Here is a 15,022-nt window from a genome sequence, read left to right on the forward strand (position 1 = left end):
TTAGAGGCTCCCCGACACGAAGCGCAACAGGGTGGCAAGCAATGCCAGCATCAGCGCCGCGCCCAAGAACTCCGGAATCCGGAACACGCGCATCTTGGCGATCGACGTCTCGAACACGGCGAGCAAGAAGCCAAGTACCGCCAGCTTGCCGAAATAGAGCAGCGCGCCAAAGACGAGCCTCCCAACGCCCGCGTCTGCAGTCGCAGTGCCCCATGGCAGGAACACGCAGGCGATCAGCGAGACATAGAGCAGGAGCTTGAGGTGCGACGACAGATCGATCAGCGCGAGATGCCGCCCCGAATATTCCAACACCATGGCCTCGTGCACCATGGTGAGCTCGAGATGGGTGGCGGGGTTATCGACCGGGATACGGGCATTCTCCGCCAGCGCTACGATGGTCAGTGCCACAAACGCCATGCCCAGAGACACACGCAGACCGACCGCGTCCGAGCCCATAAACTCGGCCACGTTGGGGAGCTGCGTCGAGCCAGCGATCATCGCAACCGAGAACACTGTGATCAGCATCGCGGGCTCGGCGAGGGAAGCGATCATGACCTCGCGGCTGGAGCCGATGCCGCCGAAGGCGGTGCCGACGTCCATGCCGGCGAGCGCCTGGAAGAAACGGGCGCTGCCGAGCAGCGCAATGATGGCGATGAGATCGGCGGTCCAGGAGAACAACAGGCCATTGCCGAAAGTCGGCACCAGCGAGGCGGCGACCCAGGTGCCCGCGAAGATCAAATAGGGAATGACGCGGAACAGCCAGGATGCGTTGTCCGCGAGCACGACGTCCTTGCGCATCAGGCGAATGAGGTCGCGATAAGGTTGGAGCAGCGGCGGCCCGCGCCGACGTAGCAGCCGAGCCTTCACCTTCCGCACGAAACCCGTCAGTAGCGGCGCGACCCCCAGCACCAGCGACATCTGGGCGCCCTGGGAGAGGACGTCGCTCAGCGCGTTCATAGTGCCACCACCAGCAGCAGCACGATTAGCGCCACGAAGACCAGCGTCAGGTAGCGGCGGATGGTGAGGAACTGCAAGATATTGATGCGGTCCGTCGCAAAGCCGATGAGCTTCGCAATCGGCGCGTACAGCACATCCCAGATCAGATCGTGCAGTTCGACCCGGAGCCGCGCAGGAACCGGCGAGGACGGCGGCGGCATCTCGCCGATCTCGCGTGCGGCAAAGATGACGCTGCCGAATACGCGGCGGATCGGCTGCGAGAAGCTGGAGGCTGAGTACTGGATCGCTGGGTTCGGATCGGGATAGCCGCAATCCCAGGCCGGCGCGCGGCGTAAGCGGTCGGAGGCGAAACGGTGAATGGCTGTCGCCGCCGTCGTGCCGCAGAGTGCCGCGAACAGGAACACCAGAAGGCCGTTATAGGAGCTGCGGCTTTCCGCGATCGGCACGATGGTGAGCCACTGCAATCCGACCTGATGCGGCATAATGTTGCCGACCATATTCTTGCTCACCGGCGCCAGCGCATCGATGAACAACCCGGGCAGGATGCCGGCAACGAGGCAGAAGGCGGCAAGCACGAGCATCGCGGTTAGCGAGAAGCGGTCGGTCTCATGTGCCGATGCCGCGACATCCGAACGTGGCCGGCCGAGGAAGCTGATGCCATAGAGCTTGACGAAGCAAGCCGCGGCAAAGGCGGCCGCGAGCGCCAGCAAACCGCCGACCGCCGGAATGATCAGCTTGAGGCCCCAGGAGGGCAGCTGGGGTGAGAGCAGGATCGCCTGGAAGGTCAGCCATTCCGAAACGAAGCCGTTGAATGGCGGCAATGCCGAGATCGCGACGCAGCCGACCAGCACCGCGAACGCCGTCTTCGGCATGCGATGGATCAGCCCGCCGAGTTTCTCCATGTCGCGCTCGCCGGTTGCTCCCAGCACCGCGCCGGCGCCGAAGAACAACAGGCTCTTGAACAGCGCATGATTGAATACATGCAGCATCGCCGCGGTGAAAGCGAGCGCCGCCACCCAGTCGAGCCCATCCGCCTTGAAAGCCAGCGCCAGCCCGAGGCCGGTGAAGATGATGCCGATATTCTCAATCGTTGAATAGGCGAGCACGCGCTTGATATCGCGCTGCATCAGCGCATAGAGCACGCCCAGCGTTGCCGACGGACCGCCGACCAGCAGCACCACCATGCTCCACCACCACACCGGTTCGGGCAGAAGATCAAACACGATGCGCACGAAGCCGTAGACGGCGACCTTGGTCATGACGCCGCTCATGAGGCCAGAGACGTGGCTGGGTGCGGCGGGATGGGCGAGCGGCAGCCAAGCGTGTAGCGGCACCAGGCCAGCCTTGGAGCCGGCGCCCAGCAGCATGAGGATCACCACCACGCCGCTCAGCGCAGCGGAAGGATGCGAGGCTCGGATCGCATCGAAATCGTAACCAGCACCGCTCGCAAGCAGGCCGAAAGCGAGCAGCAGCGCCAGCGTGCCGAAACTTGCCATCAAAAGATAGACATAGCCAGCGCGGACATTCTCGGCCTCCCGGTGATGCGACACCACCATCGCCCAGGAGGTCAGCGACATGAATTCCCAGGCGACCAGGAAGCTGAAGGCATCGTTTGCCAGCACGACGACGTTCATCCCTGCGAGATAGGCAGGATAGAACGGCAGCACGCGGCCGGGGGAGTCCTCGTGGCGGCCGTAGCCTAGCGCGAACAGGCTCGCGGCGGCGCCGCCGAGATTGACGACGACGAGGAAGAAGGCGGACAGCGCATCGAGCCGGAAATGGGCACCGAGCCAGGGTAGGCCGATCGGCAGTGTCGCGCTCGGCGTCAGATGAGGGAAATAGAGCAGATCCGACAGCGCCGTGACACATAGCGTCGATGTGGCGATGAGACATCCGCCGTAGAGGATGATCGAGCCGCGCGGGCGCGTCGACAGCACGACTCCCGCAGGCGCCAGCGCCAGCAGAGCCGCCACTGACCATAGCGCCACGGCGATCATAGCCGCTCCTGGATCGTGATTTGCGCGCGCGTCATCATCGCTATCGGCCACCTGCGCTCGGGGGTGGAGACTTCAGCCGCACACCGCGCCCCCCGGCGCTCGACGTTGCCCCCTCGGCGATCAGCTCGATGCCGGCAACCGACAGCGCGTCGACCAGCTTCACCAGGGAATCGACATTGCCGCGGATCACCCCTTCGGAGGCTTCCATGCGCTGGATCGTCGGCAGCGACAGCGAACAGCGCTGCGCGAGTTCGCGCTGGTCGATCCTGAGCAAGGCACGGGCGGCTCGAAGCTGCGCGGCGGTGATCACGGGGCAGAATGTCCGTGGCGGTTACAGCGCTTGATTTACCAAGCTTAGGACGCACAAAATGACGTTTCAAGCATCATTTTCTAGATGCGACGCATCATTCCCGTTCGATGTCCTCCGAGCTCATGCCCGCACCCCGCCATCATGGCCGGGCTCGTCCCGCCCAGCGTCATTCTGGGGCGCGTGTGGGCCCAGGCATGACGACCGCATAAATGCGGAGCGAGATTCCGGGGGCGCGCACGCGCCCATCCGGGAATGACTGTCCGCCTCAAAACTCGTTGGCGATCTTCGCGAGCATCTCGATCAGGGCCTCGCGGTTGCTCTGCCCGAGCAGGTCGTTCAGCCGGGCCTCGTGCTTGGTGGCGACGAGCTTCTTGGCGCGGGTCAGCACGGCCTTGCCCTTGTCGGTCAGCACCAGGATGTGCGAGCGGCGGTCGTTGGTGGAGCGGATCCGCGCGCATAGGTCGCGGCTTTCGAGATTGTCGAGCATCGCCACGAAGTTCGGCCGCAGGATGCCGAGTGTGGAGGCGATCTCGGTCTGGTTCCGGCCCGGATTCTTCTCGACCAGCAGCAGCACCGAGAATTGCGCCGGCGTGAGCTGGAGCGAAGCCATGCAGCGCAAAAAGTTCTCGAACACCTTGAGCTGGGCCCGCTTCAGCACATAGCCGAGCTGCTCGGAGAGCTCGCCCAGCTGGAGCGCTTCGGCCTGCGGCTCGGACGCATCCTTGCGACCCTTGGCCGTATCGGCAGGCTTTTCGGAGGACTTTTCAGCGGTTTTGGAAACGGTCATCGCCTCGTGCTCGTAATCCCGCTAAGTTCGGGGCGGGTCGTTCCCCACCCTTGATGTTATATTTGATAATTGTTATGGACCATACCAAATATCGCCAGCATCTTTCAATGGCTGTGAGCGGACCGTTCACCACAATCGGGAGGACCGGTCCTTATCTTTAGGGGGAGCGTCCGGTCTTGAATACCACCATCATGCTGTTCCTGGTGCAGGACGGCATCACCAATGGCGCGATCTATGCGCTGCTCGGCCTGGCGCTGGTGCTGGTGTTCGCCGTCACCCGCGTCATCCTCATTCCCCAGGGCGAATTCGTCACCTATGGCGCGCTGACCTATGCCTCGCTGGCGGCGGGCCAGATGCCGGGCACGGCAAAGCTCGCGCTGGCGCTGGGCATCGGCGCCTTCGCCTTCGATCTGTTCGTCGCGCGCAAGGCGCTGCATGGGCGCCTGGTCCTGCGCAGCATCGTCACCAACATCGTGCTGCCGGCCATCGTGCTGGCGCTGACCCTGTACTTCGCCGCCCAGAAGCCGCCGGTCGCGATCTGCATCGCGCTGTCGCTGGTGATCGTCGCGATGATCGGCCTGTATCTCTACCGGATCGCATTCCAGCCGCTGGCGCACACCTCCGTGCTGGTGCTGCTGATCGCATCAGTCGGCGTGCATCTCGCGCTGCAAGGGCTGGGCTTGCTGTTCTTCGGCGCCGAAGGCCAGCGCGGGCCGGCGGTGCTGTCCGGCGCCTTCACCGCCGGCGCGCTGCGCTTCACCGGCCAGAGCATCACCGTCTACGCCATCACCATCGCCTTCATCATCGGTCTCTGGCTGTTCTTCGGGCTGACGCTCTACGGCAAGGCGCTGCGCGCGACCGCGGTGAACCGGCTAGGGGCGCGGCTCGCCGGCATCCGCACCACGCTGTCGGGACAGATCGCCTTCCTGCTGGCCTCCGTGATCGGCGCGCTATCGGGCATCCTGATCGTGCCGATCACGACGCTCTACTACGACTCCGGCTTCCTGATCGGCCTGAAGGGCTTTGTCGCCGCGATCATCGGCGGCCTGGTCAGTTATCCCCTCACCGCGGTCGCGGCACTGGTCGTCGGCATCGTCGAGGCGTTCTCGTCCTTCTATGCCTCCAACTACAAGGAGGTGATCGTTTTCATGCTGCTGATCCCCGTGCTGCTGCTGCGCTCGCTCGCCGCGCCCGCGGTCGAGGAAGAGAAGGACTGACGCGCGATGCAGAGCCGGCTTCCCATCCTCGTCTTCGCGCTTGTCATGGCGGCGATCCCGTTTGTCCCGGGGATGCCGCCGTTCTGGATCGTGCTGCTCGACAATATCGGCCTTGCCGCGCTCGTGGCGATGGGCCTCGTGCTGCTCACCGGCGTCGGCGGCCTGACTTCTTTCGGTCAGGCAGCTTTCGTCGGCTTCGGCGCCTACACCACCGCGGTGCTGTCGACGGCCTACGGCCTGTCGCCGTGGCTGACCCTGCCGCTGTCGCTCGTCGTCAGCGGATCGCTCGCGGTGCTGCTCGGGCTGATCACCGTCCGCCTGTCCGGCCATTATCTGCCGCTCGGCACGCTCGCCTGGGGACTGGGCCTGTTCTATCTGTTCAGCAAGCTGGAGTTTTTGGGCCGCAACGACGGCATCTCGGCGATCCCGCCGCTGTCGATCGGCGCGTTCAAGATGCTCTCGCCCGGCTCGATCTATTACGCGATCTGGGTCGCCGTCATCGTCTCGGCCCTGCTGACGATGAACCTGCTGGACTCCCGCACCGGCCGCGCCATCCGCGCGCTCAGGCGCGGCCATGTCGCGGCGGAAGCCTTCGGCGTGCACACGCCGCGCGCCAAGCTGCTGGTGTTCATCCATGCCGCGGTGCTCGCCGGCCTCTCCGGCTGGCTCTACGCGCATCTCCAGCGCGCGGTGAACCCGACGCCGTTCGGCGCCCAGGCCGGCATCGAATATCTCTTCATCGCGGTGGTCGGCGGCGCCGGTTATGTCTGGGGCGGCGTGCTGGGCGCCGCGATCGTCGTGGTGCTGAAAGAGGTGCTGCAAAGCTATCTGCCGCTGATCCTGCCCGACTCCGGCCAGGTCGAGACCATCGTGTTCGGCATCATGCTGGTGGCGCTGCTGCAGCTGGCGCCCGGCGGCCTCTGGCCCTGGCTGATGTCGTTCCTGCCCGAGCGCACCAGTGGCAGAAAGCCCGATACCTCGCTGAAGCTGGAGCATCGCCCCCGCGCGCCCGGCGAGTCCAGCATCCTGCTCCAGGTCGACAAGGCGCGAAAGCAGTTCGGCGGCGTGGTCGCGGTCAACAACGTCTCCTTCGACGTCCAGGCCCGCGAGATCGTCGCGCTGATCGGACCGAATGGCGCCGGCAAGAGCACGACGTTCAACCTGATCACCGGCGTGCTGTCGGCGACCTCAGGCTCGATCTCGGTGCTCGGCCAGAAGGTTGACAAGGCACCGCCGCAGGAGATCGTCAAGCTCGGCATCTCCCGCACCTTCCAGCACGTCAAGCTGGTGCCTGACATGACCGTGCTGGAGAACGTCGCGATCGGCGCCCATCTCCGCGGCCATTCGGGACCGATCGCTTCGATGCTGCGGCTCGACCGCGCCGATGAGGCGAAGCTGCTCGCGGAAGCCGCGCGCCAGATCGAGCGCGTCGGCCTCGCCGAGCAGATGCACCAGCTCGCAGGCTCGTTGTCGCTCGGCCAGCAGCGCATCGTCGAGATCGCCCGCGCGCTCTGCGTGGACCCGATGCTGCTGCTGCTCGACGAGCCGGCCGCCGGCCTGCGCCACATGGAGAAGCAGCGGCTCGCGACGCTGCTGCGCGATCTGCGCGACGGCGGCATGAGCGTGCTCCTGGTCGAGCACGACATGGGCTTCGTGATGAACCTCGCCGACCGCATCGTGGTGCTCGATTTCGGCACCAAGATCGCGGAAGGCACCCCCGCCACGATCAAGACCAATCCCGAAGTGATCAAGGCCTATCTCGGAGTGGCGGCATGAGCACGCTGTTGTCCGTCACCGACGCGCACGTTGCTTACGGCAAGGTCGAGGCCGTGCGTTCGGTCTCGCTCGAGGTCGGCACCAATGAGATCGTCACCATCGTCGGCGCCAACGGTGCCGGCAAGACCACGCTGCTCTCGGCCATCATGGGCATTTTGCCGCTGAAGGGCCGCGTCGCCTTTGCCGGGCAGGATCTCGCCCGCCTCGACATCGAGGATCGCGTCGCGATGGGGCTCGGGCTCGTCCCAGAGCACCGCGAATTGTTCGTGACCATGAATGTCGAGGACAATCTCGAACTGGGCGCCTTCCGCATCGAGCGAGGCAAGGCGAAAGCCTCGATGGAGCGGGTCTACGCGCTGTTTCCGCGGCTGAAGGAACGGCGCAAGCAGCTCGCCGGCACGCTCTCCGGCGGCGAGCAGCAGATGCTCGCGATGGGCCGTGCGCTGATGGGCGAACCGAAGCTGCTGATGCTGGACGAGCCGAGCCTCGGCCTCGCCCCGATCATCGTCGCCGATATCTTCCGCATCGTCACCGAGCTGCGCGCCAGCGGCGTCTCCGTCCTGCTGGTCGAGCAGAACGCGCAGGCCGCGCTGAAGATCGCGGACCACGCCTATGTCATGGAGCTCGGCGAGTTCATGCTCAGCGGCAAGGCCAGCGACATCGCAGCGAACGAGCGCGTGGCGGCCAGCTATCTCGGCTTCCAGCACGAAGGTGAGAGTGCGATCTGATTTCTCTTACCCTCCCCTGGAGGGGGAGGGTCGCTTCGCATGCAGCGAAGCGAAATGCGAAGCGGGGTGGGGTGACGGTCTCTCCACAACGAACACTGCTCGTGCTGAGAGATCACCCCACCCCGCTCGCGCTGCGCGCGATCGACCCTCCCCCTCCAGGGGAGGGTAAGCGAGCGCCGCGTTACGAAGCGCCTGCCTTCTTCTCCCCCTTCAACGCTGCCAGTTCAGCTTCCAGCTCCGCGATCCTCGCATCCCTTGCCGCGAGCGCCGCGGCAACATCGCCCGCATCGAACTTCTGCGGGATGTGCTGCGGGCAGTTGGTGTCCCACGCCGCGATCTTGAACAGGATCACCTGCTCGGGCCGCGCGCGATAGCCCTTCGGCATCAGCGACGTGGTCAGCGCCTCGTCGTCCTCGACGACGCGCGCCTCGCCCCAGATCTTCACCCGGCGGCGATGGACGTAGTCCATCACGAAAATATAGGCCTTGGGATTCTCCGAGAGATTGCCCTGGGTGATGAACTGCTGGTTACCGGCATAGTCGGCGAAGGCGAGCGTCTGCTTATCCAGCACCTTGAGAAATCCCTTCGGGCCGCCGCGGTGTTGGATATAGGGCTGGCCGTCCACTGATGCGGTGGCGAAATAGAAGCTGTTGGCATCAGCCAGGAAGGCCGCGAGGTTGTCGTCGACCTCGGTGCGCCAGCCGCGCTGCTCGCTACGCGCATAGGCCTCGCGCGAACCCTTGCGCGCCTGGATCGCCTTCACCGCCGGCGAGAAGGCGACGTCGCTGGCATAGGGCTGGGCTGCTGTCGTCATCGGAACGTCTCCTGGAATTCCGGCGCATGCTTGCGTCTTTCGTCAGTTAACATGGACTTGCCTGCCGTCAGAACAATCTGGCCGCTTGACACTTCATCATTGCAATATATGCAATAATGCCATGGACCGGCTCGAAGCCATGCACGTCTTTGTCACCGTCGCCGATTCGCGCGGCTTTGCGCCGGCGGCGCGCAAGCTGCGCCTGTCGCCCTCGGCGGTGACGCGGTTGATCGCGGCACTGGAAGAGCATCTCGGCGCGCGCCTGTTGCAGCGGACCACGCGACAGGTGACGCTGACCGATGTCGGCACGCGCTATCTCGAACGCGCCCGCCGCATCCTCGCCGATGTCGAGGAGGCCGACGGCTCGGCGCGGCAGGAGCGCAACCGGCCGAGCGGTCGCCTCGTGGTGTCGGCACCGGTCGGTTTCGGCCGGCTCCATGTCGGGCCGGTCATGACCGCTTACCTCAAACGCTATCCCGAAGTCGCCGCCGAATTGCGGCTGTCCGACCATCTCGTCAATCTCGTGGAAGACGCGGTCGACGCCGCCGTCCGCATCGGCCATCTCGCCGATTCCTCCCTGGTCGCGCGCCAGGTCGGCGAGATGCGGCGGATCGTGGTGGCCGCGCCCGGCTATCTCAAGCGCCATGGCGAGCCGAAGACGCCGGAGGCTCTCGTCTCGCACCAGACCATCCAGTTCGGTCCTTGGTCCGCATGGCGCTTCCTGCGCGACGGCCGCGACATCGAGGTGACGCCAGCGCCGCGCTTCATCAGCAACAGCGCCGACGCGGCGCTGCAATATGCCGAAGCCGGCGGCGGCGTGACGCGGGTGCTGGCCTATCAGGCCGCCGAGGGGCTGAAGCGCGGGCGCTTGAAGATCGTGCTCGCGGCATACGAGCAGCCGGCGCTGCCGATCCACATCGTCTACCCGACCTCGCGCCTGCTGTCGGCCAAAGTGCGCGCGTTCGTCGATCTCGTGGTGGAGACGGCGGAATGGAGGTTTGGCTAGGTGCGTGTCCCGGACGCGCCGCGGAGCGGCGCAGAGCTGGGACCCAGCAGATGGATGGGGCTTCGGCTTACTTCTTCGGCACGACGCGGAACGTGCCGCTGGCGCGCGCGATCACGGCATCATCGGCTTTCACCAGGCATTGCGCGAAGCAGATCGTAGAGCCGGTCTTGATCGCCTCGCCCTCGACCGCGAGCCATTGGCCGATCTCGGCGGCGCCGACATAGTCGACCGACAGCGAGATCGTGACGAACGACGTCGTCCAGCCCGTCGCCTGGGCGCAGCTATAGCCCATGGCGGCATCGGCCAGCGCCGCGATCAGCCCGCCGTGGATCAGCCCGCGTGCATTGGTGTGCGGCTGCGCCAGGCGCAGTCCCACGGTGACGCCCTTCTCGGTCTTCTTCGAATAGAGCGGCTCCCAGGGATCGGTGAGCGGGGCCCTGCGGAAATGCGGCTCGAAGCCGGCGGGGATGTCGGTGGCGGTCATGGCTGTCTCGCGTTGCTGATCGTTGCCATTGAACGCGACTGACGCGACGAACGCATCACCTACAAAGTTTTAAACGGGATTTGCGGGGGCGTTTGAAATGGGCACTCCCGTCATTGCGAGGAGCGAAGTGACGAAGCAATCCAGAATCTTTCCGCAGAGGCAGCCTGGATTGCTTCGCTTCGCTCGCAATGACGGTGTGGCCGCAGCGCGCGATGCCGGGTGGGCAAAGGTGCGAAGCGCCGTGCCCACCATCTCTCCACGATTCAGGCCGGAGCGGTGGGCACGCTGCGCTTTGCCCACTCTACGGCACTGCGCGGGACATGACACCTGTGGTCAGAACGGCAGCCCTACGTAATTCTCCGACAGCGAGGTCATCGCGGCCTGCGAGTGCGTGACGTAATCGAGCTCGGCGAGCTGGATGCGGGCGCCGATGGTGCCGGTGTCGGGGAATTTGTGCAGCATCGAGGTCATCCACCACGAGAAGCGCACGGCTTTCCAGACCCGTGCCAATGCCTTGGCGGAATAGGCGTCGATGCCGGCGCTGGATTTCTCGTCGTAGAACTCGCGCAGCGCGCTCGACAGATAATGCGCGTCGGAGGCGGCGAGGTTCAGCCCCTTGGCGCCGGTCGGCGGCACGATGTGCGCGGCATCGCCGCACAAGAACATCCGGCCGAACCGCATCGGCTCGGCGACGAAGCTGCGTAAGGGTGCGATGCTCTTCTCGATCGACGGTCCGGTGACGAGGCTGGCGGCCGCCTCCTGGTCGAGCCGGCGCTTCAATTCGTCCCAGAAGCGGTCGTCCGGCCATTGGTCGACATGATCGTCGAGCGCGCACTGCACATAGTAGCGGCTGCGTCTGGTCGAGCGCATGGTGCACAGCGCAAAGCCGCGGGCGTGGTTGGAGTAGATCAGCTCATGGCTGACCGGCGGCGTGTCCGAGAGAATGCCGAGCCAGCCGAACGGATAGACCCGCTCGAACTCTTCGATGGCCGTGGCCGGCACGCTGGGGCGGCTGACGCCGTGGAAGCCATCGCAGCCGGCGATGAAATCGCAATCGAGCGTATGGGTGACGCCGTCCTTGACGTAGGTCACGCGCGGGTGACTGCCGTCGAAATCATGCAGCTGCACGTCCTTGGCCTCGTAGACCGAAACGAGACCTGCGGCCTTCCTCGCATTCATCAGGTCGCGCGTGACCTCGGTCTGGCCGTAGATCATCACCGTCTTGCCGGTCGCGCCCTTCATGTCGATGCGGTGACGGCGGCCGGAGAAGGCGAGCTCGATGCCTTCATGCACCAGGCCTTCGGCATGGGCCCGCGCGCCAGCGCCGACCTGGTCGAGCAGCGCGACGGTCCCCTCCTCCAGCAGGCCGGCGCGGATGCGGCCGAGCACATAATCCGGGCTCTGCCGCTCCAGAATGACATTGTCGATGCCATAAGTGTGCAGCAGTTGCCCAAGCAACAATCCGGCCGGCCCGGCCCCGATGATTGCGACTTTTGTCCGCAATACTTGCTCCTTCCGATGCTGTAGGCTTTCGCCGCGGCCTGCTTGTCGCGCCGGCCCGCAGGCGATAATTATATCATATAATTGTTGGGCAAAAGGGAGCGCTAGTCGCCCGAGCAGCGACAAATCCATGCAACATGGCTGACGTAGATGACGCGACAAGGTGCGCGCCAGTTCCGGCTTGAACACGCCGGCCAATTAGATAACATGTTAATTAACGAGACCGGGCCATCGAAGCCCGCCGTCGAAAACAGGGAGAGACGCGTGATGAGGAAAGTCTGTCTGGCGTTGCTGCTGGCAGCAAGCGTGAGCCCAGCGTTCGCGCAGGACAAGACCTTCGACCTGAAGGTCTCGCACTGGGTGCCGGCATCGCACCCGCTGCAGAAATCCCTGGAAGATTGGGTAGCCGCGGTGAACAAGGATTCCGGCGGGACCATTACCGGCAAGGTGTTTCCAGCCCAGCAGCTCGGCAAGGCCTTCGATCATTACGACATGGCGCGCGACGGCATCGCCGACGTCACCTACGTCAATCCCGGCTACCAACCCGGCCGCTTCCCGATCATCGGCGCCGGCGAATTGCCGTTCCTGATCTCGGACGCCAAGGGCGGCTCGATGGGGTTGGATGCCTGGTATCGCAAATATGCCGAGAAGGAGATGAAGGACGTCAAGTACTGCCTCGCCTTCGTCCACTCGCCCTCCTCCTTCCACTCCCGTACCAAGAAGATCGTGGTGCCCGAGGACGTGAAGGGCCTGAAGATCCGTCCCGCCCACGCCACCATGGCGAATTTCGTCACCTCGCTCGGCGGCACCAACGTGCAGTCCTCCGCACCCGAAGTGCGCGACATCATCGAGCGCGGCGTCGCCGACGGCGTCACCTTCCCCTGGGGCTCCCTGGTGCTGTTCGGCATCGACAAGGTGACCAAATACGACATGGAGGCGCCGCTCTACACCACGACCTTCGTGTTCGTGATCAATAAGGACAAGTACAATGCGATGTCCGACAAGCAGAAGGCCGCGATCGACAAGAACTGCACGATCGAGATGGCCGGCGCGGTCGGCGAGCACTGGGGCAAGTTCGAGGACGCCGGCATCGACAAGGTGAAGGCGGAATCGAGCCACGAGGTCTACAAGCTGACGGCCGAGCAGACCGCGGCCTGGAAGAAGGCCGCCGAGCCGCTGGTCAAGACATGGAGTGACGGCGCCAAGAAGGCCGGCGCCGATCCGGATGCGGCGCTGGCGGATTTGAAGGGATCGCTGAAGAAGTACAACGCGCTGGCGGAGTAGTGCTGCGCGGCGCGCTCTATCCCGCCCCCTCTCCCCGTTCTTACAGAGAGGGTCGGGGTAAGGGGCTGCTTCCGCAAAGATGGTGACAGATGAACTCGCGGAGAGCCTCCTTCACCCGGAATCCGCGCTCACGCGCGAATTCCGGCCTCTCCCCGCACGCGGGAGAGGCGGAGTGCGCGGCGAGACCGGATCTAAAAATGACATCTCGCGATAGGACCACCCCATGAAGCGCGCCTGGATGGACCGCTTTATCGACACGATCGAATGGATCGCGGCCGGCTTCGTCGGCCTCGTCGCGCTCGACATCTTCCTGTCGGTGCTGCTGCGTAACACGCTGAACTATTCGATCCCCGACAGTTTTGACATCGGCCGCATGCTGCTCGGCATCCTCATCTTCTGGGGCATCGCGGCGACGTCTTATCGCGGCACCCACATCACGGTTGATCTCGTCTGGGGCAATGTCGGGCCGCGCTACCAGCGCTGGATCGACGTGTTCGCAACGCTGGTGCTGCTGTTCGTCGTGACCGTGCAGACCTGGACGCTGTTCGACAAGGTGCGCGGCACCTACAACGACAACGTCCAGACTTTCGACATGCACATGCCGACCTGGCCGTTCTTCGCGATCGCCTGGATCGGCGACGTCTCCGCCGTGCTGCTGATCGCGATCCGCACCTACCGGCTGATCTTCCATCCCGAAGAGATGCACGACCCCAAGCTGAAGGCGACGGAGTAGTCATGAGCACCGATGCCGTCGCCGTAATCGGCTTCGTTTCCCTGTTTGTGCTGATGCTGCTGCGCGTGCCCGTCGGCATGGCCATGGGCCTCGTCGGTGTGTCCGGTTTCTCCTATCTGGTCGGCGCGACGCCGGCGCTGAAGCTGGTCGGCCAGACCTCGATGCGCACGGTCACCGACTACACCTTCGGCGTCATCCCGATGTTCCTGCTGATGGGCTCGTTCGTCAGCAATTCCGGCATGAGCCGCGAGCTGTTCCGCGCCGCCAACGGCTTTGTCGGCCACCTGCGCGGCGGGCTCGGCATCGCCACCGTCGGTGCCTGCGGCGGCTTTGCCGCGATCTGCGGCTCCTCGGTCGCGACCGCCGCGACCTTCTCCGCCGTCGCCTATCCCGAGATGCGCCGCTTCGGCTATCCGCAGTCCTTTGCCACCGGCGTGATCGCGGCAGGCGGCACGTTAGGTGCGATGCTGCCGCCCTCCACCGTGCTTGCGGTCTACGGCATCATCACCGAGCAGGACATCGGCAAGCTGTTCATTGCCGGCATCATCCCGGGCCTCTTGGCGATGACCATGTACATGATCACGATCGGCCTGATCGGCTATTTCCGGCCCGACTTCCTGCCCAAGGGCAAGGTGCTGTCGTGGCGCGAGCGCTTTGCCGGATTGAAGGACATCTGGGCGCCGGTGCTGCTGTTCGTGTTCGTCATCGGCGGCCTCTACGGCCTGCCCTTCCTGCCGCGCTTCACGCCGACTGAGGCCGGCGGCGTCGGCGCCACCGGCGCCTTCATCATCGGCGTGCTGACGGGCCGGCTCGACCGCGAGAAGGTGCTGGCGTCGCTGCTGCAGGCGACGCGCACCGCGGCCGCGGTGTTCACCGTGCTGATCGGCGCGCTGATCTTCGGTTACTTCCTGACGGTGACGCAGACGCCGCAGAAGGTGACGGAATTCCTCACCGGCCTCGGCCTCGGTCCCTACGGCGTGCTGGCGCTGATCATGGTGATGTATCTCGTGCTCGGCTGCCTGATGGATGCCATGGCGATGATCATCCTGACCGTGCCGATCATCTTCCCCGTGATCATGCATCTCGGCTTCGACCCGATCTGGTTCGGCGTCATCATCGTCATGACCGTCGAGCTCGGCCTGATCCATCCGCCGGTCGGCATGAATGTCTTCGTCATCAAAAGCGTGGTGAAGGACGTCTCGTTCTCCACCATCTTCAATGGCGTGATCCCGTTCGTCGCAACGGATTTGGTGCGCCTCGTGATCCTGATCGCCTTCCCGCTGCTGGCGACCTGGCTGCCGACGCGTATGATGGCGCATTAGGCCTGCGTGATAGAGCGACGAGCCCGTCCTCCCCTCTCCCCTTGTGGGAAAGGGTGGCTCGCCGCGATAGCGGCGAGCCGGGTGACGGGTCTCTCTCCACACGCACA

The 15,022-nt window shown here is 64.8% G+C and carries 14 protein-coding genes; 7 read left to right on the forward strand and 7 right to left on the reverse strand.

What is annotated here, in order from left to right:
* The 4 genes from LRP30_RS39390 to LRP30_RS39405 form a co-directional block, all read right to left on the reverse strand.
* Positions 1 to 957, reverse strand: a complete 957-nt coding sequence (locus LRP30_RS39390; protein WP_128940000.1) for an NADH-quinone oxidoreductase subunit H — start codon at positions 955 to 957, stop codon at positions 1 to 3.
* Complete coding sequence (hyfB, locus tag LRP30_RS39395; protein ID WP_249758274.1) at positions 954 to 2,954, reverse strand: hydrogenase 4 subunit B; 2,001 nt, start codon at positions 2,952 to 2,954, stop codon at positions 954 to 956. The genes LRP30_RS39390 and hyfB overlap by 4 nt, the downstream gene beginning before the upstream one ends.
* A gap of 40 nt (positions 2,955 to 2,994) precedes the next feature.
* The gene (locus LRP30_RS39400) at positions 2,995 to 3,264 is read right to left on the reverse strand and encodes a helix-turn-helix transcriptional regulator (protein WP_249758275.1); all 270 of its coding nucleotides are present in this window, start codon (positions 3,262 to 3,264) and stop codon (positions 2,995 to 2,997) included.
* Between the two features lie 265 nt (positions 3,265 to 3,529).
* Positions 3,530 to 4,051, reverse strand: a complete 522-nt coding sequence (locus LRP30_RS39405) for a MarR family transcriptional regulator (RefSeq protein WP_249758276.1) — start codon at positions 4,049 to 4,051, stop codon at positions 3,530 to 3,532.
* Positions 4,052 to 4,227: 176 nt separating this feature from the next.
* Between LRP30_RS39405 and LRP30_RS39410 the strand changes: the two genes are divergently transcribed.
* The 3 genes from LRP30_RS39410 to LRP30_RS39420 are packed head-to-tail and all read left to right on the forward strand — an operon-like array spanning position 4,228 to position 7,772.
* Positions 4,228 to 5,268, forward strand: a complete 1,041-nt coding sequence (locus LRP30_RS39410) for a branched-chain amino acid ABC transporter permease (RefSeq protein WP_164934714.1) — start codon at positions 4,228 to 4,230, stop codon at positions 5,266 to 5,268.
* Between the two features lie 6 nt (positions 5,269 to 5,274).
* Positions 5,275 to 7,044 (forward strand): branched-chain amino acid ABC transporter ATP-binding protein/permease, encoded by a 1,770-nt coding sequence (locus tag LRP30_RS39415; protein ID WP_249758277.1) that lies wholly within the window; start codon positions 5,275 to 5,277, stop codon positions 7,042 to 7,044.
* Entirely contained in the window at positions 7,041 to 7,772 is a 732-nt protein-coding gene (locus LRP30_RS39420; protein ID WP_128936683.1) for an ABC transporter ATP-binding protein, read from the forward strand. Before LRP30_RS39415 ends, LRP30_RS39420 begins: the two co-directional genes overlap by 4 nt.
* A 181-nt stretch (positions 7,773 to 7,953) precedes the next feature.
* Here the strand turns inward: LRP30_RS39420 and LRP30_RS39425 are convergent, their stop codons facing one another.
* Positions 7,954 to 8,586, reverse strand: a complete 633-nt coding sequence (locus LRP30_RS39425) for a pyridoxamine 5'-phosphate oxidase family protein (protein WP_249758278.1) — start codon at positions 8,584 to 8,586, stop codon at positions 7,954 to 7,956.
* Between the two features lie 121 nt (positions 8,587 to 8,707).
* Between LRP30_RS39425 and LRP30_RS39430 the strand changes: the two genes are divergently transcribed.
* Positions 8,708 to 9,592, forward strand: coding sequence for a LysR family transcriptional regulator (locus LRP30_RS39430; RefSeq protein WP_249758279.1), 885 nt, complete (start codon positions 8,708 to 8,710; stop codon positions 9,590 to 9,592).
* A 67-nt stretch (positions 9,593 to 9,659) separates the two neighbouring features.
* On the opposite strand, the gene LRP30_RS39435 is transcribed toward LRP30_RS39430, so the two are convergent.
* Positions 9,660 to 10,076 (reverse strand): PaaI family thioesterase, encoded by a 417-nt coding sequence (locus tag LRP30_RS39435; protein WP_128936686.1) that lies wholly within the window; start codon positions 10,074 to 10,076, stop codon positions 9,660 to 9,662.
* Between the two features lie 333 nt (positions 10,077 to 10,409).
* A complete protein-coding gene (pobA, locus tag LRP30_RS39440; protein ID WP_249758280.1) occupies positions 10,410 to 11,579 on the reverse strand; it encodes a 4-hydroxybenzoate 3-monooxygenase in 1,170 nt (389 codons plus the stop codon).
* 264 nt (positions 11,580 to 11,843) lie between these two features.
* Here pobA and LRP30_RS39445 point away from each other — a divergent pair, with 264 nt between their 5' ends.
* The 3 genes from LRP30_RS39445 to LRP30_RS39455 all read left to right on the forward strand — a co-directional run bounded on the left by LRP30_RS39445 (position 11,844) and on the right by LRP30_RS39455 (position 14,915).
* Positions 11,844 to 12,860: a TRAP transporter substrate-binding protein gene (locus LRP30_RS39445; RefSeq protein WP_249761935.1), complete on the forward strand. Its 1,017-nt coding sequence runs from the start codon at positions 11,844 to 11,846 to the stop codon at positions 12,858 to 12,860.
* 223 nt (positions 12,861 to 13,083) lie between these two features.
* A complete protein-coding gene (locus tag LRP30_RS39450; protein WP_128936689.1) occupies positions 13,084 to 13,593 on the forward strand; it encodes a TRAP transporter small permease in 510 nt (169 codons plus the stop codon).
* A 2-nt stretch (positions 13,594 to 13,595) separates the two neighbouring features.
* The gene (locus LRP30_RS39455; protein WP_249758281.1) at positions 13,596 to 14,915 is read left to right on the forward strand and encodes a TRAP transporter permease; all 1,320 of its coding nucleotides are present in this window, start codon (positions 13,596 to 13,598) and stop codon (positions 14,913 to 14,915) included.
* Positions 14,916 to 15,022 lie beyond the last annotated feature (107 nt).

The organism is Bradyrhizobium sp. C-145 (genome assembly GCF_023375135.1).
Taxonomy (GTDB): Bacteria; Pseudomonadota; Alphaproteobacteria; order Rhizobiales; family Xanthobacteraceae; genus Bradyrhizobium; species Bradyrhizobium zhanjiangense.

Bases quoted from the DNA above. Each gene is read 5' to 3' on its own strand.
- LRP30_RS39390 (WP_128940000.1), bottom strand. From the start codon at position 957: ATGAACGCGCTGAGCGACGTCCTCTCCCAGGGCGCCCAGATGTCGCTG.
- hyfB (WP_249758274.1), bottom strand. From the start codon at position 2,954: ATGATCGCCGTGGCGCTATGGTCAGTGGCGGCTCTGCTGGCGCTGGCG.
- LRP30_RS39405 (WP_249758276.1), bottom strand. From the start codon at position 4,051: ATGACCGTTTCCAAAACCGCTGAAAAGTCCTCCGAAAAGCCTGCCGAT.
- LRP30_RS39415 (WP_249758277.1), top strand. From the start codon at position 5,275: ATGCAGAGCCGGCTTCCCATCCTCGTCTTCGCGCTTGTCATGGCGGCG.
- LRP30_RS39420 (WP_128936683.1), top strand. From the start codon at position 7,041: ATGAGCACGCTGTTGTCCGTCACCGACGCGCACGTTGCTTACGGCAAG.
- LRP30_RS39425 (WP_249758278.1), bottom strand. From the start codon at position 8,586: ATGACGACAGCAGCCCAGCCCTATGCCAGCGACGTCGCCTTCTCGCCG.
- LRP30_RS39430 (WP_249758279.1), top strand. From the start codon at position 8,708: ATGGACCGGCTCGAAGCCATGCACGTCTTTGTCACCGTCGCCGATTCG.
- LRP30_RS39435 (WP_128936686.1), bottom strand. From the start codon at position 10,076: ATGACCGCCACCGACATCCCCGCCGGCTTCGAGCCGCATTTCCGCAGG.
- LRP30_RS39445 (WP_249761935.1), top strand. From the start codon at position 11,844: ATGAGGAAAGTCTGTCTGGCGTTGCTGCTGGCAGCAAGCGTGAGCCCA.
- LRP30_RS39450 (WP_128936689.1), top strand. From the start codon at position 13,084: ATGAAGCGCGCCTGGATGGACCGCTTTATCGACACGATCGAATGGATC.
- LRP30_RS39455 (WP_249758281.1), top strand. From the start codon at position 13,596: ATGAGCACCGATGCCGTCGCCGTAATCGGCTTCGTTTCCCTGTTTGTG.